This window comes from Pseudomonas sp. SCB32 (assembly GCF_009189165.1).
Taxonomy (GTDB): domain Bacteria; phylum Pseudomonadota; class Gammaproteobacteria; order Pseudomonadales; family Pseudomonadaceae; genus Pseudomonas.
Genome location: NZ_CP045118.1, coordinates 4,763,061 through 4,782,611, shown reverse-complemented (window position 1 = coordinate 4,782,611; position 19,551 = coordinate 4,763,061). Strand labels below are relative to the sequence as shown.

The following is a 19,551-nucleotide window of genomic DNA, read 5'->3' as shown; positions in this document are numbered from 1 at the left end:
CGCCCGCCGGGCGTCGCCAGCGGCAAACCCTTGAATCACAGGAGCTCCTGGCCCGCGCCAGGGGCTTCTTGGCTTTACCAACCTTGCTTTCCGGAGTTATTTCCATGGCCCTGCAACGTACCTTCTCCATCATCAAGCCCGACGCTGTTGCCAAGAACGTCATCGGCGAAATCCTGACCCGCTTCGAAAAAGCCGGCCTGCGCGTTGTCGCTTCGAAGATGGTTCAGCTGTCCGAGCGCGAAGCTGGCGGTTTCTACGCCGAGCACAAAGAGCGCGGCTTCTTCAAGGATCTGGTTGCCTTCATGACTTCCGGCCCGGTCGTCCTGCAGGTTCTGGAAGGCGAAGACGCCATCCTGCGCAACCGTGAGTTGATGGGCGCCACCGACCCGAAGAAAGCCGACGCTGGCACCATCCGCGCCGACTTCGCTGTTTCCATCGATGAGAACGCCGTACACGGTTCCGACTCGGAAGCTTCCGCTGCTCGCGAAATCGCTTACTTCTTCTCCAGCACCGAGGTGTGCGAGCGCATTCGCTGATCCAGGCGAATGAGCGAGGGTGAATCCATGACTGCTGATACCGCTGTAAAGGCCAACCTGCTGGGTATGACCAAGCCCCAGCTCGAGGAATTCTTCGAGTCCATCGGTGAAAAGCGCTTCCGCGCCGGCCAGGTGATGCAATGGATTCACCACTTTGGCGCCGTCGATTTCGACGCCATGACGAACGTCGGCAAGGCCTTGCGCGAAAAGCTCAAGGCCGTTGCCGAAATTCGTCCTCCGGAGATCGTCAGCCAGGACATTTCCTCTGACGGTACCCGCAAGTGGGTCGTGCGTGTGGCCTCGGGCAGTTGCGTCGAGACCGTGTACATCCCGCAAGGCGGCCGCGGCACCCTGTGCGTGTCGTCCCAGGCCGGTTGCGCGCTGGACTGCAGCTTCTGCTCCACCGGCAAGCAAGGCTTCAACAGCGACCTGACCTCCGCCGAGATCATCGGCCAGGTGTGGATCGCCAACCAATCGTTCGGGACCGTCCCGGGCAAGATCGACCGTGCCATCACCAACGTGGTGATGATGGGCATGGGCGAGCCGCTGCTGAACTTCGACAACGTCGTGAGCGCCATGAGCATCATGATGGAAGACCTCGGCTACGGCATTTCCAAGCGCAAGGTGACACTGTCCACCTCTGGCGTGGTGCCGATGATCGACAAGCTTGCCGAGGTCACCGACGTGTCCCTGGCCCTGTCGCTTCACGCGCCGAACGACGAACTGCGCAACAAGCTGGTACCGATCAACAAGAAGTACCCGCTGGATATGCTGCTCGACGCTTGCTATCGCTACATCACGCGCCTGGGCAAGGAGCGCGTGCTGACCATCGAGTACACCCTGCTGGCCAACGTCAACGACCAGCCCGAGCATGCCGAGCAACTGATCGCGCTGCTCAAGGATTTCCCTTGCAAGATCAACCTGATTCCGTTTAATCCGTTCCCGCACTCCGGCTACGAGCGGCCGAGCAACAACGCCATCCGCCGTTTCCAGGACATGCTGCACAAAGGCGGCTTCAACGTGACGGTGCGCACCACCCGTGGTGACGACATCGATGCCGCCTGTGGTCAGCTGGTGGGCCAGGTGATGGACCGCACCCGCCGCAGTGAACGCTATATCGCCGTTCGCCAACTGGCGACGGAAAACGAGCAGGCGTCGAACGCCGCCAACCAGAACTGACTTTGGGAGGATTCCAATGACCTTGCGCGCCGCGCTCTTCTTGCTGTTGGCAACCGTGCTGACGGGTTGCGTGACGTCTGGTAAGCAGGATCCTCTGAAAACCGAGAAGGGCCGGGAAGATGCGCGCGACGCGTTTGTCCAGCTCGGTCTCGGTTATCTGCGCGCGGGCAACGCCGAACAGGCCAAGGTTCCGCTGCGCAAGGCGTTGGAACTGGATTCGTCCAGCGCCGACGCCCATGCTGCGCTCGCGGCGGTCTACCAGACCGAGATGGAACCCCAACTGGCGGAGACCGAGTACCGCAAGGCGCTGTCCGCTCGTTCCGGTGATGCCCGCATCCTGAACAACTACGGCGGCTTCCTGTTCGAGCAGAAGCGCTACAAGGAAGCCTACGACGTCTACATCAAGGCCTCCGAGGATGGTCTCTATCCCGAGCGCTCGCGCATCTTCGAAAATCTCGGGCTGGTCAGCCTGGAGCTCAAGCAGCGCGATCAGGCCAAGGAATATTTCGAGAAGGCCATTCGCCTCAATCGCAATCAGCCCAGCGCGCTGATCGAAATGGCCGAACTCAATTACCAGGATCGTCAGTACGTTCCGGCGCGAGCCTACTACCAGGAATACCTCAAGCAGGGACCGCAGACCGCGCGCAGCCTGCTGCTGGGAATCCGACTGGCGAAGATCTACGACGACCGGGATACCGCTGCCAGCTACGGGCTGCAACTCAAGCGTCTGTATCCCGCTTCTCCTGAATACCAGGCATACCAGGCGGATAAATGATGAGCACGTCGCAGTCCGATGTCATCGGCACGACCCGCGCCAATCCTGGCGACACGCTGCGCCAGGCGCGCGAGAACAAAGGCTGGAGCGTTTCACAGGTCGCGGGCCAGCTGAACCTGACCGAGCATTCCCTGCGCCAGCTGGAGCAGGGCTCGTTCGATCAGCTGCCCGGGCACACCTTCGCCCGTGGCTACGTCCGCGCCTACGCCAAGCTGCTGGGCATGGACCAGGGGCAGATGGTCCTGGCTTTCGACCAGTACACCGGCACCGATGCTACCGGCAGCAACGTGCACAGCCTCGGCCGCGTGGTCGAGCCGGTACGCCTGTCGCGCAATCTGCTGCGCCTGTTCAGCCTGGTGCTGCTCGCCCTGCTGATCGGCTTCGGCTACTTCTGGTGGCAGGAGCGCACTGCCCGCACCACCGAGAGCGGCAACCTGAGTATGGAACATGTCGAGGTGGAGAGCGCCGACGGCACCACCGAGATCCATACGCTCGACGAGCCGGAAGACCAGGCGGTTGCCGAAGACCAGGCCAATCCCTCTGCGGTGCCTGCCGAGCCAGCCGGCGATAACGCCACGGTGGATGCTCCGGCTGAAGGTACTCCGCCAGTTGCAGCCACCCCTGCCTCTCCGGTTGTTCCGGGGGCGCCTGCTGCTGCCGTGCCCGCTCCGGTCCAGGCACCGGCAACTCCCGTACAACCCGCCGCTGCTCTGCTGGCCGCTGCCCCCGTCGCTCCCGCTGCACCGGCTGTTCCGGTCGAGGCCGCGCCGGCTGCTCCAGTGGTCGCCGCGGCGGGCCAGGGCGTGGTCAAGATCCAGTTCATCGAAGACTGCTGGACCCAGGTTACCGATGCCGATGGCAAGGTCCTGTTCGGCGCACTGAAGCGCAAGGGTGACAGCCTGGAAATGGCGGCCAAGGCACCGGTTCAGCTGCGCCTGGGCTTCGCCCGTGGTGCACAGGTCAGCTACAACGGCCAGCCGGTCGAAGTGACACCGGCGCGCGGCGGTACCGCGCGCCTGACGTTGGGTGGACAGTAACGATGCATTGCGAGTCTCCGATCAAACGTCGCCCGTCCCGCAAGATCTGGGTGGGTAACGTGCCGGTGGGTGGGGATGCCCCCATCGCCGTGCAGAGCATGACCAACACCGATACCCTGGATGTGGCCGCCACCGTTGGCCAGATCCGCCGTCTGGAAGAGGCCGGCGCCGACATCGTGCGCGTCTCCGTGCCGGACATGGACGCCGCCGAGGCGTTCGGCAAGATCAAGCAGCAGGTCAAGGTTCCGCTGGTCGCCGATATTCACTTCGACTACAAGATCGCCCTGCGCGTAGCCGAACTGGGCGTCGACTGCCTGCGCATCAACCCCGGTAACATCGGTCGCGAGGATCGGGTGAAGGCCGTGGTGGATGCCGCTCGCGAGCGCAACATCCCGATCCGCATCGGCGTCAACGCCGGTTCCCTGGAAAAGGACCTGCAGAAGAAGTACGGCGAGCCGACCCCGGAAGCCTTGCTGGAGTCGGCCATGCGCCACGTCGACCATCTCGACCGCCTGGACTTCCAGAACTTCAAGGTCAGCGTGAAGGCCTCCGACGTGTTCATGGCGGTGGCCGCCTACCGCCTGCTGGCCAAGGAAATCGAACAACCCCTGCACCTGGGTATCACCGAAGCCGGTGGCCTGCGCTCGGGCACCGTGAAGTCGGCCGTCGGCCTGGGCATGCTGCTCGCCGAAGGCATCGGCGACACCATCCGTATCTCCCTGGCCGCCGATCCGGTGGAAGAGATCAAGGTAGGCTTCGACATCCTCAAGTCACTGCGCCTGCGCTCCCGTGGCATCAACTTCATCGCCTGCCCGAGCTGCTCGCGGCAGAACTTCGATGTGGTGAAGACCATGAACGAGCTGGAAGGCCGCCTGGAGGACCTGCTGGTGCCGCTGGACGTCGCCGTGATCGGTTGCGTGGTCAACGGCCCCGGCGAAGCCAAGGAGGCCCACATCGGCCTCACCGGTGGCACGCCGAGCAACCTGATCTACATCGACGGCAAGCCGGCGCAGAAGCTGCAGAACGAAAACCTGGTGGATGAGCTGGAACGGCTGATCCGCGCAAAAGCGGCCGAGAAGGCCGAGGCCGACGCCGCACTGATCGTGCGCGGCTGACCGCAACAAGGATCCTACGTGAGCAAGTCCCTGCAAGCCATCCGTGGCATGAACGACATCCTGCCGGAGCAGACCCCGGCCTGGCGCTATCTTGAACGCACCTTCGCCGGCCTGCTGGATAGCTACGGCTACAGCGAGATCCGCCTGCCGATCCTCGAGTTCACCGAGCTCTTCGCCCGCGGCATCGGTGAAGGCACCGACGTGGTCGACAAGGAGATGTACACCTTCCTCGATCGTAACGGCGAATCCCTGACCATGCGTCCGGAAGGCACTGCGGGCTGCGTGCGCGCTGTGCTGGAGCATGGCCTGTCGGGCGGCGGCCAGGTACAGAAACTGTGGTACACCGGCCCGATGTTCCGCTACGAGAAGCCGCAGAAAGGCCGCTATCGCCAGTTCCACCAGATCGGAGTGGAAGTCTTCAACCTGCCCGGCCCGGACATCGACGCCGAGCTGATCATCCTCACTTGGCGCCTGTGGCAGAAGCTGGGCATGGCCGACGCCGTGACCCTGCAGCTGAACACCCTGGGCTCCAGCGAAGCCCGTGCGCGCTATCGCGATGACCTGGTGGCCTACCTGCAGGAACGCTTCGAGCAGTTGGACGAAGACAGCCAGCGCCGCATGACCACCAACCCGCTGCGCATCCTCGACAGCAAGGTCGAGAGCACCCAGGCCCTGCTGGTCGGCGCGCCGAGCCTGCACGACTACCTGGACGATGAGTCGATCGCCCACTTCGAGGGCCTGAAGGCCCGCCTGGACGCGATCGGCCTGCGTTACGAGATCAACCAGAAGCTGGTACGCGGCCTGGACTACTACTGCCGCACGGCTTTCGAATGGGTCACCGACAGGCTCGGCGCCCAGGGCACTGTCTGCGGCGGGGGCCGCTACGACGGCCTGGTCAGCCAGTTCGGCGGCAAGCCGACGCCGGGCGTGGGTTTCGCCATGGGCGTGGAGCGCCTGGTGCTGCTGCTGGAAACCTTGGGCGTGGTGCCCGCTGAGCTGAACCGCCCGGCCGACCTCTACGTCTGCGCCTTCGGCGAGCCGGCTGAGCTGGCTGCGCTGACCCTGGCCGAAAAGTTGCGTGAGGCCATTCCGGGCCTGCGCCTGCTGGTCAATGCCGGCGGTGGCAGCTTCAAGAGCCAGTTCAAGAAGGCCGACAAGAGCGGTGCACAGTTCGCAATGATTCTGGGTGACGACGAACTGGCCAACCGCGTGGTAGGTTTCAAGCCCCTGCGTGGCGAGGGCGAACAACAGAACATCGCCTGGGACGCTCTGCCCGAGCACCTGGCAGCCCGCCTCAAGCAGGCCTGAATCGAGCGGATAGGAGTATTGGGGTGAGTAACCGTACCGAAGAAGAACAGATCGCTGACATCAAGGACTGGTGGCAGCGCAACGGCATGCCCCTGCTGACCGGTGCCGCTCTGGCGCTGGTGGTGGTATTCGGCTGGCAGGCCTGGAAGAAGTACCAGAACAATCAGGCCCAGGGTGCCTCGGTGATCTACCAGGCCCTGCTGGAAACTGCCCTGAACCCCGCCGGCAAGCCGGATACCGCCAAGGTCGCCGAGCTGGCCAACAAGCTGACCAGCCAATACGCCGGCACTCCGTACTCTCAGTACGGTCGCCTGTTCGTGGCCAAGGTTGCGGTGGACAGCGGCAAGCTGGATGACGCCGTTCTGGAACTCAAGGCCATCATCGACAAGCCGGTGGACGCCACCCTCGGCGAACTGGCGCGTCAGCGCCTGGCTCGCGTGATGAGCGCCCAGGGCAAGGCCGAGGAAGGCCTGAAGCTGCTCGACGGCAACGCCGACAAGGCTTACGTCGCCACCCGCGAAGAACTGCGCGGCGACCTGCTGGTCCAGCTCAAGCGTGCGGACGAGGCGCGTAGCGCCTACGAGAAGGCCAAGGCCGCTCTGCCGGAAGACGCCGCCGTCGGCGCCTTGCAGATGAAACTCGACGACCTGGCCAAGGGAGACGCCTGACATGCTGCGCTGGAAACACGCCGCGCTGCTCGCGCTTACCTTGTTGGCCGTTGGCTGCAGCAGCAACAGCAAGAAAGAACTGCCGCCGGCGGAGCTCACCGATTTCAAGGAAGAGGTCCGTCTGGAGAAGCAGTGGAGCCGTTCGGTCGGTGACGGCCAGGGCGATCTCTACAACCTGCTCGAACCCGCTGTCGACGGCCAGACCATCTACGCCGCATCCGCAGAAGGCCGGGTCATGGCGATCCAGCGCGAAAGCGGTGACGTGCTGTGGAAAAAGGATCTGGACCTGCCGGTTTCCGGCGCCGTTGGTGTGGGTAACGGGCTGGTCCTGCTGGGCACCATGCGTGGCGACGTGATCGCTCTGGACGCCGGCAGCGGCGAACAGAAATGGCGCGCCAAGGTTTCCAGCGAAGTGCTGGCCGCTCCAGCCACCAACGGTGACGTGGTGGTGGTGCAGACCCAGGACGACAAACTGGTCGCCTTCGATGCTTCCACCGGCAACCAGCGCTGGCTCTACGAAGGCACCGTACCGGTGCTGACCCTGCGTGGTACCGGCGCGCCGCTGATCGAGGGCCGTCTGGCACTGGCCGGTCTGGCCAGCGGCAAGGTAGTCGCGGTAGATGTCCAGCGTGGCCTGCCGGTGTGGGAACAGCGCGTTGCTATCCCGCAGGGTCGTTCCGAACTGGACCGCGTGGTTGATATCGACGGCGGTTTGCTGCTGGTGGATGGCGTTCTCTATGTCGCCAGCTACCAGGGCCGCGCTGCGGCGCTGGATGTGAACACCGGTCGTGTGATCTGGCAGCGTGAGGCTTCCAGCTACGTCGGCGTTGCCGAGGGTACCGGCAGCGTGTTCATCAGCGAAGCCACCGGCACCGTGGAAAGCCTGGATTCGCGCGGCTCGTCCTCGCTGTGGAGCAACGACGCCCTGGCCCGTCGCCAGCTGTCCGCTCCGGCAGTGTTCTCGAGCAACGTGGTCGTGGGTGACCTGGAAGGTTACGTGCACCTGCTGAGCCAGGTGGACGGTCGTTTCGTTGGTCGCCAGAAGGTCGACGGCGACGGTGTACGGGTTCGCCCGCTGGTGGTCGGCAACTGGATGTACGTGTTCGGCAACAGCGGCAAGCTGGTCGCCTACACGCTCCGCTAAGCTGAGTGTTACTGCCGGCCGCTGCCGTGAAAAACGGCAGCGGCCGTCGTGTTTTCTGAAAATCTGAAATTTCCTGGAGAGCCGCATGGTTCCCGTAATAGCCCTGGTGGGCCGTCCGAACGTCGGCAAGTCCACCCTGTTCAACCGCCTGACCCGCACCCGTGACGCCATCGTCGCCGAGTACGCAGGTCTGACCCGCGACCGCCAGTACGGCGAGGCCAAGTGGCAGGGCAAGAAATTCATCGTCATCGATACCGGTGGTATCTCCGGTGACGAAGAGGGTATCGATGCCAAGATGGCCGAGCAGTCGCTGCAGGCCATCGAAGAGGCCGATGCCGTCCTGTTCATGGTCGACTCCCGCGCCGGCCTCACCGCCGCCGACGAGATGATTGCCGAGCACCTGCGCAAGAAGAACAAGCGCAGCTTCCTGGTGGCCAACAAGGTCGACACCGTCGATCCGGACATCGCCCGCGCCGAATTCAGCCCGCTGGCCCTGGGGCATGCGATCCCGATCGCGGCCGCCCACGGCCGCGGCATCACCCAGATGCTGCAGGAAGCCTTGGGCGAGATGTTCGCTCCGGAGCCTGAGGCGCCGGAAGACAACGAGCTGCCGGGCGAGCTGGAAGAAGTCGCCGAGGGCGAGGAAGCCAAGCGCATTCCCGGCCCGAGCGAGAAGGATGGCATCAAGATCGCCATCATCGGTCGCCCCAACGTCGGCAAGTCCACCCTGGTCAACCGCATGCTCGGTGAAGAGCGGGTGATCGTGTACGACCAGGCCGGTACGACCCGCGACAGCATCTACATCCCCTTCGAGCGCAACGATGAGAAGTACACCCTGATCGATACCGCCGGCGTGCGCCGCCGCGGCAAGATCTTCGAGGCGGTGGAAAAGTTCTCCGTGGTGAAGACCCTGCAGGCGATCCAGGACGCCAACGTGGTCATCTTCGTCATGGACGCCCGCGAAGGCGTGGTCGAACACGACCTCAACCTGCTCGGCTTCGTGCTGGAGACCGGCCGCGCGCTGGTCATCGCGCTGAACAAGTGGGATGGCATGGAATCGGCCGAGCGCGAGTACGTGAAGACCGAGCTCGAGCGCCGGCTGATGTTCGCCGACTTCGCCGACATCCACTTCATCTCCGCGTTGCACGGCACCGGCGTTGGCCACCTGTACAAGTCGGTGCAGGACTCGTTCCGTTCCGCCGTGACCCGCTGGCCCACCAGCAAGCTCACGCAGATCCTGGAGGACGCCATCCAGGTCCACCAGCCGCCGATGGTCAACGGCCGCCGCATCAAGCTGCGCTATGCGCACCTGGGTGGCGCCAACCCGCCGCTGATCGTGATCCACGGCAACCAGGTGGACGCGGTGCCCAAGGCCTACACGCGCTACCTGGAGAAGACCTACCGCCGGGTGCTCAAGCTGGTCGGTACGCCGATCCGCATTGAGTACAAGGGCGGCGACAACCCGTTCGAGGGCAAGAAGACCCAGCTCACCGAACGCCAGGTCAACAAGAAGCGCCGGCTGATGTCGCACCACAAGAAGGCCGAGAAGAAGAAGAAAGACAAGCGTAAATAACGCCTGTCGGGCTTCAGGCGTACGGCTGTAGGCGATAGAGTAGGGCCTCCCTCTCATCGCCCGCAGCCTGTAGTCACGCCATGCTCACCAGCAAACTGCCGAACGTCGGCACCACCATCTTCACCCGCATGTCCCAGCTCGCCGCCGAATGCGGTGCACTGAATTTCTCCCAGGGTTTCCCCGACTTCGACAGCCCCGCGCCATTGCTCGAAGCCGTCGCCCGCCACGTGATGGCCGGGCATAACCAGTACAGCCCGATGACCGGCCTGCCGGCCCTGCGCGAACAGGTCGCGGCCAAGGTCGCCGGCCTCTATGGTCGTAACGTCAGCGCCGATACCGAGGTGACGATCGTCCCCGGTGCTACCGAAGGAATCTTCTGTGCCGTGCAGGCGCTGATTCGTCCCGGCGACGAGGCCATCGTCCTCGATCCCTGCTACGACAGCTACGAACCCTCGGTGGAGCTCGCCGGCGGCCGCTGCGTGCATGTGCCACTGAGCCTGCCGGACTTCCGTATCGACTGGCAACGCATGGCCGACGCCATCACCCCGCGCACCCGCCTGATCTTCCTCAACAGCCCGCACAACCCCAGTGGATCGCTGATTGACCGCGCCGACCTGGACCGCCTGGCGGCGCTGATCCGTGACCGCGAGATCTATGTGATCAGCGACGAGGTCTACGAGCATCTGATCTACGACGGTGTGCAGCACGCCAGCGTGCTCGCCCACGACGAGCTTTATCCTCGCGCCTTCGTGATCAGCTCCTTCGGCAAGACTTACCACGTTACCGGCTGGAAGACCGGCTACGTAGTGGCGCCGCCGACGCTGTCGGCGGAGATGCGCAAGATCCACCAGTACGTGAACTTCTGCGGCGTGACCCCGTTGCAGTGGGCGCTGGCCGACTACATGGCCGCGCACCCCGAGCACCTGCACGAGCTGCCGGGCTTCTACCAGGCCAAGCGCGACCTGTTCTGCGACCTGCTGGAGAGCTCGCGCTTCCACTTCCAGCGCGCCGCTGGCACCTACTTCCAGGTAGTTGATTACTCGACGATCCGTCCGGACCTGGACGACGTCGCCATGTCCGAGTGGCTGACCCGCGAGCACGGCGTGGCCGCCATCCCCGTCTCGGTGTTCTACCAGCAACCCCCGGCGGACATGCGCCTGGTGCGCTTCTGCTTCGCCAAGAAAGAGGAGACGCTGCGCCAGGCGGCGGAAAGACTATGCGCGATATGAGCCCGGTGCCGGATCTGAAGCTGGCCCTGGTGCAGACCACCCTGGTCTGGCACGACGCCAAGGCCAACTGCGAACGCTTCGACGCGCTGCTGGAGAGTGCCCGCGGCGCGGACGTGGTGATCCTGCCGGAGATGTTCACCACCGGCTTCTCCATGGACTCCGAGGCGCTGGCCGAGGCGGAGGAGGGCGAGACTTACGCCTGGCTGCGTGGGCAGGCTGCCAAGCTCGATGCCGTGGTCTGCGGCAGTGTGATCATCCGTGCCGCCGATGGCAGCTACCGCAATCGCCTGCTCTGGGTTCGCCCGGACGGCGAGGTGCGGCATTACGACAAGCGCCACCTGTTCCGCATGGCCGGCGAGCACAAGCACTACACGCCGGGCGAGCAGCAGGTGTTGCTGGAATGGAAGGGTTGGCGGATTCGTCCGCTGGTCTGCTACGACCTGCGCTTCCCGGTGTGGAGCCGTGATGCCCAGGACACCGACCTGCTGCTCTACACCGCCAACTGGCCGGCCGCGCGCCGCCAGCATTGGAACCGTTTGCTGCCGGCGCGGGCCATTGAAAACCTCTGCTATGTCGCGGCGGTCAACCGTGTGGGTGAAGACGGCAAGGGCCACGCCTATTCCGGCGACAGCCAGGTGCTGGACTTCCAGGGTGACAACCTGTTGGCGGCAGGGAGCGCCGACGGCGTGTTCCATGTCGCCCTGAGCGCGGCGGAACTGGCCGCTTATCGCGAGCGCTTCCCGGCCTATCTGGATGCGGATGAGTTCGATATCCGTCTTTGAAATCGTGCCTCGCTGAAATCAATCGCGGACGGAGTCCGCTCCTACGCCGCATGATGTTTTCGTAGGAGCGGACTCCGTCCGCGATGTATTCGCCCCGAAAGCGATTATGCGGCGCAGCTCCACGGTAGGATGGGTGGAGCGGAGCGATACCCATGCTGTCGGTGCCAGAATTGATGGGTATCGCTGCGCTCCACACCATCCTACGTTCGAAGTTTTCCTGAGAGTTCCTCAGTACGCGCTGGCAGTGTTCAACCGCTGTATCGCCTCGTCACTGAGCTTCAGCTCCACCGCCGCAATCAGGTCCGGCAGTTGCTCCAGCTTCGACGCGCTGGCAATCGGTGCGGTGATGCTCGGGCGGGCCATCAGCCAGGCCAGGGCGACCTGGGTTGGCGTGGCCTGGAGATCGCCGGCCACTTCCTCCAGCGCATCGATGATGGCGAAGCCGCGCTCGTTCATGAAGTTCTTCACCTTGTAGCCGCGCACGCTGCTCTTGTTAAGGTCCGCCTCGCTGCGGTACTTCCCGGTGAGAAAACCCGCGGCCAGGGAATAGAAGCTGATCACCCCGAGCCCCAGTTGATGCACCGTGGGCTCCAGATTGGTCTCGTAGTTGGCGCGGTCGTAGAGGTTGTAGTTGGGCTGAAGGCTCTGGTAGTTCGATAGTTTCAGGCGGTCGCAAAGCTCGCGGGCTTCGCGCAGGCGTCGGGCGTCGAGGTTGGACGCGCCGATCACCCGCACCTTGCCGTTCTCCACCGCCTCCGCGAAGGCGCCCATGGTTTCTTCCATGGAGGTGTGCGGGTCGTCGCAGTGGGCCTGGTAGAGGTCGATGTAGTCGGTCTGCAGGCGCCTGAGCGAGCGCTCCAGGGCCTGCTCGATGTACACCGCCGACAGCCCCTTGTGGCCGTTGCCCATATCCATGCCGACCTTGGTGGCGATCTGCACCTGGTTGCGCTTGCCGGTCTTCTTCAGCCACTTGCCGATCAGGGTTTCCGACTCGCCGCCGACGTGTCCGGGCACCCAGCGCGAGTACAGGTCGGCCGTGTCGATGCAGTTGATCCCGGCGTCGACCACCGCATCCAGCAGGCGGAAGGAGGTGGCTTCGTCCGCCGACCAGCCGAACACGTTGCCACCGAACACCAGGGGTGGAATTACCAGTCCGGACTGGCCCAGTTCGCGACGCTTCATCTGTCAGGTCTCCCCCGGCTGCACGTTGGTTGAACCAGCATAGACCCTGAGACGCGAAAGACATGGGACGCGGTTGACAGGCATATGGGAGCTTAAGCACTATCGACTACCTGATTTCCCATACCGAATTTCCCATGCTTGCCAACCTCGACTCCGCGCTGCTTCTCCCGGGCTTCCCTGCCCAGGCTTGCGCCTGCGTCGTCGTTGCCAAGAAATCGAAGAAACAGTCGCTCATTTGACCGGGGCGTGCTGTCCCGTCAGATGGGCTGACAGGACACAAGGCGCAAGGTCTAGAATTCTCCCCGCTTGATTCCCGCATCCCTCCCTGACGGCGACCAGACGGTCAGCCACAAGGAGTTTTTTGCATGTCTACGTTTCGAGGTATCTGGGTGGCCCTGGCCACTCCCTTCCGTGCCGGGGAAGTCGACTTCGCCGCGCTGCACACCCTGGTCGCCCGACTGCTGGAAGACGGCGTCGCCGGCTTCGTGGTCTGTGGCACCACCGGTGAGGCGGCGGCGTTGAGCCATGATGAGCAACTTGCCGTTCTCGACGCCGTGTTGCAGTGGGTGCCGGCGCATCAGGTGATCATGGGCCTGGCGGGCAACAACCTGCGCGAGCTGCTGGCCTTCCAGCAGGAGATCCAGCGTCGCCCGCTGGCTGGTCTGCTGGTGCCGGCGCCGTACTACATCCGACCGTCGCAGGCGGGCCTGGAGGCATTCTTCCGGACCGTGGCCGATGCCGCCACGGTGCCGGTGGTGCTTTACGACATTCCCTACCGTACCGGCGTGCGCATCGAGCGCGAAACCCTGCGGCGCATCGTGCGCCACCCGCGCATCGCTGCGATCAAGGATTGCGGCGGCGACCTGGAAACCACCCTGGCATTGATCGCCGACGGCGAGGTCGAGGTGCTGACGGGCGAGGACCTGCAGATATTCAACAACCTGTGCCTGGGCGGCGCCGGGGCGATTTCCGCCTCCGCCCATGTGCGCGCCGATCTCTATGTGCGCATGCAGCAACAGGTCGAGTCGGGGGATCTGGCCGGTGCGCGGGGGACCTTCTACCGCTTGCTGCCATGGATTCAGGCCGCCTTCGCCGAGCCGAACCCCGCGGCGGTCAAGGCGGCGCTGGCGCTGCAGGGACTGATCGGTGGCGAGCTGCGTGAGCCGATGCAGGCCTGTGCGCCGGCCACGATCGAGCGGCTGCGCGGCGTGCTGGCGGCGCTGGCCGACTAGGAGGGGAGGGCCGGCAATGGGTTTTGCTCTATCATGACGGCCTGCCCATTGCCGAGTGCCCGCCATGACCACGACTCCCTATCTGCTGGACCAGTTGGAAACCGCCGACATGCTGTTGATCGACGGCCTGCATGCCTGGCAGTTCGAGCTGAACGAGTCATTGCTGGACCAGGCGGATGCCGCCGCCCATGCGGACCAGCCCTTCGCCAGCGAAGAGGTGGTGTTGCTGATCGAGTCCATCGATGGCCGTGACCGCCGTCAGTGGGCCTTCACCTACAACGAGGTGATGGAAGCGCGCTATCAGGCCGGGGATGAAACCTGGCTGCTGCACGCAGGTGGCCACGAGCATCGCCTGTGTTGCCTGGGCGCAGTGAGCGCCAGCGGCGACGACGAGTAAGACGAGAAGGCCCCGAGGGGCCTTCGGTGTTTTCGGGTGCTGAAAGCCGCGATGGCCTATGCGAAGCGCTGGCCCAGCACGATGATGAACGAGACGATGAACGCCACGACCACGATGGCTAGCAGGCAAAGCAGACTGATACCGAAGGCGCGCCAGTTCGACAGGAAGGTGCCGCCCCTGGACGCGTGTTGCTCCAGTGCATCGCCGGTGCCATGCCTGGCGTATTGGTACATGCCCAGCACGGCGGCGATGGTCGTGGGGGCGGCGGAGACGTTGTCGGGCAGCAACCAGCCGATCAGCGACAGGGCGACGAACAGTCCGAAGCCCATCAGCCAGGCATTGCGGACCTGATCATCCCGACCCAGGTGTCGCAGGTTGTGGACGATGACCCAGGCGCCGGCGATTGGGGTGCCGAAGAAGGTGGCGATGCCGACGGCGGCAAGGCGGTAGAGCGGCTTTCCCGGCGGGTTGTCCAGCAGGGAGGCGTGGGGCGTCTTGAAGGGGTTGTCCTTGGGGGCGTTCATGTTTTCGTTCCTTCGAAAACAGCCCCGGACGCACAAGGCGTCCGGGGCAAAGGGGACAGCGGTGCTACCGGGCTTACGCGGCTTTCGCGTGGCCCAGCGTCACGGCGCGGTTCAGGGCGCTGAACAGCGCACGGAAGCTCGCGGTGGTGATGTTTTCATCGATGCCGATGCCGTGCAGCGAACGACCACCCTCGACGCGCAGTTCGATATAGGCGGCTGCGCGGGCGTTGGTGCCGGCGCCAATGGCGTGCTCGTTGTAGTCCATGATCTCGACGTCCACCGGCAGCGCGGCGACCAGGGCTTCCAAGGTGCCCTTGCCCTTGCCGTGCCAGCGGTGCTGTTCGCCCTTGTGGGTGACATCGATGTCGATGGCGCAGATACCGTTCTCTTCCTGCAGGCGGTAGCTCTTCAGGCCGAACGGGGAAACGGCCTGCAGGTACTCGTTCTGCAACAGGTTGTAGATCTGCTCGGCGGTCATCTCCAGGCCCAGGCGATCGGTCTCGTTCTGCACCACCTGGCTGAACTCGATCTGCATGCGGCGCGGCAGGCTGATGCCGTATTCCTGCTCCAGCAGGAAGGTGATGCCGCCCTTGCCGGACTGGCTGTTCACGCGGATGACGGCTTCGTAGCTGCGGCCGATGTCCGCCGGGTCGATCGGCAGGTACGGCACTTCCCACACGGCGTCGTCCTTCTGCTGGGCGAAGCCCTTGCGGATGGCGTCCTGGTGGGAGCCGGAGAAGGCGGTGTGAACCAGGTCGCCGACGTACGGGTGACGCGGGTGCACCGGAATCTGGTTGCACTCTTCCACCACCTTGCGCACGGCATCGATGTCGGAGAAGTCCAGCTCGGGGTCGATGCCCTGGGTGTACATGTTCAGCGCCATGGTCACCAGGCACAGGTTGCCGGTGCGCTCGCCGTTGCCGAACAGGCAGCCTTCGACGCGGTCGGCGCCGGCCATCAGGGCCAGTTCCGAAGCGGCGACGCCGGTGCCACGGTCGTTGTGGGTGTGCAGGCTGAGCAGCACGCTGTCGCGCTTGTTGATCTGGCGGCCGAACCACTCGATCTGGTCGGCGTAGTTGTTCGGGGTGGCGCACTCGACGGTGGCGGGCAGGTTCAGGATCAGGCGGTTGGCCGGGGTCGGCTGGAACACGTCGATCACTGCGTTGCACACCTCGACGGCGAAGTCGGTCTCGGTGGAACTGAACACTTCCGGCGAATACTCGAAGCCCCACTGGGTTTCCGGTGCGGCGGCGGCCAGGCGCTTGATGGTCTGGCCGGCGGCCACGGCGATGGCTTTAACGCCGGCCTTGTCCTGGTTGAAGACGATCTTGCGGAAGCTCGGCGCGCAGGCGTTGTAGTAGTGGACGATGGCCTTCTTCGCGCCCTTCAGGGACTCGAAGGTGCGCTCGATGAGATCGTCGCGGGCCTGGGTCAGCACCTGGATGGTGACGTCATCGGGAATATGGCCGCCCTCGATCAGCTCGCGAACGAAGTCGAAGTCGGTCTGCGAGGCGGACGGGAAGCCCACTTCGATTTCCTTCAGGCCGACCTGAACCAGGCACTTGAAGAAGCGCATCTTCTTCTCGGCGTCCATCGGTTCGATCAGCGACTGGTTGCCGTCGCGCAGGTCAGTGGACAGCCAGATCGGCGCCTTGTCGATGATCTTGTCCGGCCAGGTGCGGTCGGGCAGGGTGATCTGGGTGAACGGACGGTATTTCTTCGACGGATCTTTCAACATGCTCATGAGCGGAATCCTTGTTCTTTCTGGCCAGCGGGCCTGCGCGAAAAAAAGATGAAAAGGGACGAAACCGGGGAGGGGGGTTCAGCCACGCAGTCGCGGGCTGACCAGGCGCAGGCAGGCGTGTTGGCGAAGCAGGATGAGGGTGTGTGCGGTTTTCATGAGTGCCAACCTAATGGCCTGAGAAGGCTATGGCAAGCATTCGTGAAAAATTGGTAGAAAAGCCTTCCTGTTGCATTTTATCGAAAAATAATTGCTGAAAAATATATATCTCAGCAATTTTTATAAGAGCACCTCCACTGTGCTTAACTGATTCTGCGTCCACGTGCCGCAGCGGAGCTGCGGAACTCCATGCGATCATTGCGCACCCGCTCAAGGCGGGGCTTCCTTCCGCAAGGACATTTCGTGACCCGTCGCACCCGACAAGGCATAGGAACCTGGCTGGCGCTGTTCGCCATGCTGATGATCTATGTCGGCCCGCTGGTATCCCAGTCGCTGCCGATGGATCACCCTATGCCCATGGATCATCCCATGCCGATGCAGCATGGGACGTCCGCGGCGCACCACGACGGGATGCAGCACGGCCAGACCCTGTCGGCGCACGACATGGCCGGCATGGACGAGATGGCCTGTGTCGACGGTCATCGCGCCGAGGGGCCGCACGCGGCACCGGCCTCCCATGGCGAGAAGTCCCTCACCGCTGACGCCTTCATGGAGAGGTGCGGCTACTGCAGCCTGCTGATCCATAGCCCGCCGCTGACCCCGCCGCCGGTCCTGCTCGACCACGCACTGCCAACCACCAGCACGCCAGTCGCCCAGTCCACCACGTCCGCCATTCCCGCCTCGCCGGTCTTCCCCGGCGCCCGCTCTCGCGCTCCACCGGCCCTGATCGGCTGATCCCCTATCCCGAATCCATCGACCGCAGGCGCGGATGACCGCTTTCGCCTGTGCGCCGTGCGTGTCCGCATGGAACGGGCGTAATCACCGATCATGGAAAAATGGAATGTCCCGCATGCCCATGCGCCGTCGGCCCCGTGCTGTCGGCTTGCGCGCCCTGTGTGCGCTGACCGCCCTTGGCGGTTTCACTGCTGTCCCGGCCCTGGCCGAGGAAGATGACCACGCCGCCCACGCAGTGGAGCTGGAGCCGAGCGTCATCATCGCCGTAGCGCAGAGCTCGCCGCTCACCATCGTCACCGACCCCAAACAGCCGCGCCAGCCGATCCCCGCCAGCGACGGCGCCGACTACCTCAAGACCATCCCCGGCTTCTCCGCCATCCGTAACGGCGGCACCAACGGCGACCCGGTGCTGCGCGGCATGTTCGGCTCGCGCCTGAACATCCTCACCAACGGCACCACCATGCTCGGCGCCTGCCCGGCACGGATGGACGCGCCCACTTCCTATATTTCGCCGGAGACCTACGACAGGCTCACCGTGGTGAAGGGGCCCGAGACTGTGATCTGGGGGCCCGGCGCCTCGGCCGGAACCATCCGCTTCGACCGCGAGCCGGAACGCTTCGGCGAGCTGGGCTCGCGGATCAACGGTAGCCTGGTGGCTGGTTCCAATGGACGCTTCGACCGTGTACTGGACGCCGCTGCCGGTGGGCCCGAGGGCTACCTGCGTTTCACCGGCAACAAGTCGCAGTCCGATGACTACGAAGACGGTGCCGGTGAAACCGTGCCTTCGCGCTGGAACAAGTGGAGCGGCGACGTGGCCGTGGGCTGGACCCCGGACGCCGATACCGTCGTCGAGCTCACCGCCGGCAAGGGCGACGGCGAGGCGCGTTATGCCGGGCGTGGCATGGACGGTTCGCAGTTCAAGCGCGAGAGCCTGGGCCTGCGCTTCGAGAAGTCCAACCTTGGCGAGGTGCTCGATAAGCTGGAGGCGCAGGTCTACTACAACTACGCCGACCATGTGATGGACAACTACAGCCTGCGCACGCCTTCGGGCACCGGCATGATGGCCGGCCCGATGGCGTCCAACGTCGACCGCCGCACCCTGGGTGGACGCCTGGCCGCCACCTGGCGCTGGGACGACTTCAAGCTCATCTCCGGTGTCGATGCGCAGACCAACGAGCACCGCGAACGTAGCGGCATGGGCATCAATACCTACGATGACCAGCCATGGAACAAGGACGCGGTTTTCCACAACTACGGCGCCTTCGGCGAACTGACCTGGTACGCCGCCGAAGGCGACCGCGTCATCAGTGGCGCGCGCCTGGACCGTGCCTCGGCCAAGGACTATCGGCAGACCACGGGTTCGGGACACATGACCCATCCCAACCCCACCGCCGACGACACCCGCGCCGACACCCTGCCCAGCGGCTTCGTGCGCTACGAACACGATCTTGCCGACATGCCGACCACCCTGTACGCCGGCCTCGGCCATGTACAGCGCTTCCCCGATTACTGGGAGCTGTTCTCCCCGGACAAGGGACCGGCCGGCTCGGTCAACGCCTTCGACAGCATCGAGCCTGAGAAGACCACCCAACTGGACTTCGGCGCCCAGTACGAGGACGAAAAGCTCAAGGCCTGGGCGTCTGGTTACGTCGGGGTGATCCAGGACTACATCCTGTTCGAGTACAGCGACGGCATGATGGGCAAGACGTCCCAGGCGCGGAATGTCGACGCGAGGATCATGGGGGGAGAGCTGGGCGCGGCCTACGCGCTGACCGCTAACTGGAAGACCGACGCGACCCTGGCCTACGCCTGGGGCAAGAACACCACCGACGACCGCGCGCTGCCGCAGATGCCGCCGCTGGAGGCGCGCTTCGGCCTGACCTATGAACAGGATGTCTGGAGCGCCGGTGGCCTCTGGCGGGTGGTGGCACGCCAGGGGCGGGTCGCTGAAGGGCAGGGCAACGTGGTCGGCTACGACTTCGACAAAAGCCCGGGTTTCGCGGTGTTCTCGCTCAACGGCGCGTACAAGCTGAGCCAGCACTTCAAGGTCAGTGCCGGCGTCGACAACCTGTTCGACAAGGACTACGCCGAGCACCTGAACCTGGCGGGCAACGCCGGCTTCGGCTATCCGGCGGACAATCCCGAATCGATCCACGAACCGGGGCGCACGCTCTGGAGCAAAGTGGACTTCGCCTTCTAAGCCCGACCGGCCCCCGCTGGTCGGGGGCCTCCTTG

The 19,551-nt window shown here is 64.4% G+C and carries 18 protein-coding genes; 15 read left to right on the top strand and 3 right to left on the bottom strand.

Annotated elements, in window-relative coordinates:
* Nucleotides 1-104: 104 nt before the first annotated feature.
* From ndk to GA645_RS21730, 11 genes are all read left to right on the top strand, one after another.
* On the top strand, nt 105-536 hold the full coding sequence (gene ndk / locus GA645_RS21780) for a nucleoside-diphosphate kinase (RefSeq protein ID WP_152225347.1): 432 nt from the start codon (nt 105-107) through the stop codon (nt 534-536).
* Nucleotides 537-563: 27 nt separating this feature from the next.
* Nucleotides 564-1,715, top strand: a complete 1,152-nt coding sequence (rlmN, locus tag GA645_RS21775; RefSeq protein WP_152225344.1) for a 23S rRNA (adenine(2503)-C(2))-methyltransferase RlmN — start codon at nt 564-566, stop codon at nt 1,713-1,715.
* A gap of 16 nt (nt 1,716-1,731) precedes the next feature.
* The gene (gene pilW, locus GA645_RS21770) at nt 1,732-2,490 is read left to right on the top strand and encodes a type IV pilus biogenesis/stability protein PilW (RefSeq protein ID WP_152225342.1); all 759 of its coding nucleotides are present in this window, start codon (nt 1,732-1,734) and stop codon (nt 2,488-2,490) included.
* On the top strand, nt 2,487-3,527 hold the full coding sequence (locus tag GA645_RS21765; RefSeq protein WP_178119588.1) for a RodZ family helix-turn-helix domain-containing protein: 1,041 nt from the start codon (nt 2,487-2,489) through the stop codon (nt 3,525-3,527). Before pilW ends, GA645_RS21765 begins: the two co-directional genes overlap by 4 nt.
* Nucleotides 3,528-3,529: 2 nt before the next feature.
* Nucleotides 3,530-4,642 carry a flavodoxin-dependent (E)-4-hydroxy-3-methylbut-2-enyl-diphosphate synthase gene (gene ispG, locus GA645_RS21760; RefSeq protein WP_152225340.1) on the top strand — a complete coding sequence of 371 codons (1,113 nt, stop codon included), beginning with the start codon at nt 3,530-3,532 and terminating at the stop codon, nt 4,640-4,642.
* Between the two features lie 18 nt (nt 4,643-4,660).
* Nucleotides 4,661-5,950 carry a histidine--tRNA ligase gene (hisS, locus tag GA645_RS21755; RefSeq protein ID WP_152225338.1) on the top strand — a complete coding sequence of 430 codons (1,290 nt, stop codon included), beginning with the start codon at nt 4,661-4,663 and terminating at the stop codon, nt 5,948-5,950.
* A gap of 23 nt (nt 5,951-5,973) precedes the next feature.
* Nucleotides 5,974-6,618, top strand: coding sequence for a YfgM family protein (locus GA645_RS21750; RefSeq protein ID WP_152225336.1), 645 nt, complete (start codon nt 5,974-5,976; stop codon nt 6,616-6,618).
* Between the two features lies 1 nt (nt 6,619).
* Nucleotides 6,620-7,762 carry an outer membrane protein assembly factor BamB gene (gene bamB, locus GA645_RS21745; RefSeq protein WP_152225334.1) on the top strand — a complete coding sequence of 381 codons (1,143 nt, stop codon included), beginning with the start codon at nt 6,620-6,622 and terminating at the stop codon, nt 7,760-7,762.
* An 85-nt stretch (nt 7,763-7,847) separates the two neighbouring features.
* A complete protein-coding gene (gene der / locus GA645_RS21740; protein ID WP_152225332.1) occupies nt 7,848-9,335 on the top strand; it encodes a ribosome biogenesis GTPase Der in 1,488 nt (495 codons plus the stop codon).
* Between the two features lie 80 nt (nt 9,336-9,415).
* Nucleotides 9,416-10,564: a pyridoxal phosphate-dependent aminotransferase gene (locus tag GA645_RS21735; protein ID WP_152225330.1), complete on the top strand. Its 1,149-nt coding sequence runs from the start codon at nt 9,416-9,418 to the stop codon at nt 10,562-10,564.
* On the top strand, nt 10,552-11,346 hold the full coding sequence (locus GA645_RS21730; protein WP_152225329.1) for an amidohydrolase: 795 nt from the start codon (nt 10,552-10,554) through the stop codon (nt 11,344-11,346). The genes GA645_RS21735 and GA645_RS21730 overlap by 13 nt, the downstream gene beginning before the upstream one ends.
* A 228-nt stretch (nt 11,347-11,574) precedes the next feature.
* Here GA645_RS21730 and GA645_RS21725 read toward each other — a convergent pair whose 3' ends face one another.
* Nucleotides 11,575-12,528 carry an aldo/keto reductase gene (locus GA645_RS21725; RefSeq protein WP_152225326.1) on the bottom strand — a complete coding sequence of 318 codons (954 nt, stop codon included), beginning with the start codon at nt 12,526-12,528 and terminating at the stop codon, nt 11,575-11,577.
* A 365-nt stretch (nt 12,529-12,893) separates the two neighbouring features.
* Here GA645_RS21725 and dapA point away from each other — a divergent pair, with 365 nt between their 5' ends.
* Entirely contained in the window at nt 12,894-13,760 is an 867-nt protein-coding gene (gene dapA / locus GA645_RS21720) for a 4-hydroxy-tetrahydrodipicolinate synthase (protein WP_152225324.1), read from the top strand.
* Nucleotides 13,761-13,824: 64 nt separating this feature from the next.
* Nucleotides 13,825-14,157: a DUF5629 family protein gene (locus GA645_RS21715; protein ID WP_152225322.1), complete on the top strand. Its 333-nt coding sequence runs from the start codon at nt 13,825-13,827 to the stop codon at nt 14,155-14,157.
* A 56-nt stretch (nt 14,158-14,213) separates the two neighbouring features.
* Here the strand turns inward: GA645_RS21715 and GA645_RS21710 are convergent, their stop codons facing one another.
* Nucleotides 14,214-14,681 (bottom strand): hypothetical protein, encoded by a 468-nt coding sequence (locus tag GA645_RS21710; protein ID WP_152225320.1) that lies wholly within the window; start codon nt 14,679-14,681, stop codon nt 14,214-14,216.
* A gap of 73 nt (nt 14,682-14,754) precedes the next feature.
* The gene (gene leuA / locus GA645_RS21705; RefSeq protein ID WP_152225318.1) at nt 14,755-16,425 is read right to left on the bottom strand and encodes a 2-isopropylmalate synthase; all 1,671 of its coding nucleotides are present in this window, start codon (nt 16,423-16,425) and stop codon (nt 14,755-14,757) included.
* A 399-nt stretch (nt 16,426-16,824) separates the two neighbouring features.
* Between leuA and GA645_RS21700 the strand changes: the two genes are divergently transcribed.
* Together GA645_RS21700 and GA645_RS21695 are read left to right on the top strand one after the other, a co-directional pair.
* The gene (locus tag GA645_RS21700; protein ID WP_256675987.1) at nt 16,825-17,316 is read left to right on the top strand and encodes a DUF2946 domain-containing protein; all 492 of its coding nucleotides are present in this window, start codon (nt 16,825-16,827) and stop codon (nt 17,314-17,316) included.
* Between the two features lie 106 nt (nt 17,317-17,422).
* Nucleotides 17,423-19,516: a TonB-dependent copper receptor gene (locus GA645_RS21695; protein WP_152225314.1), complete on the top strand. Its 2,094-nt coding sequence runs from the start codon at nt 17,423-17,425 to the stop codon at nt 19,514-19,516.
* Nucleotides 19,517-19,551 lie beyond the last annotated feature (35 nt).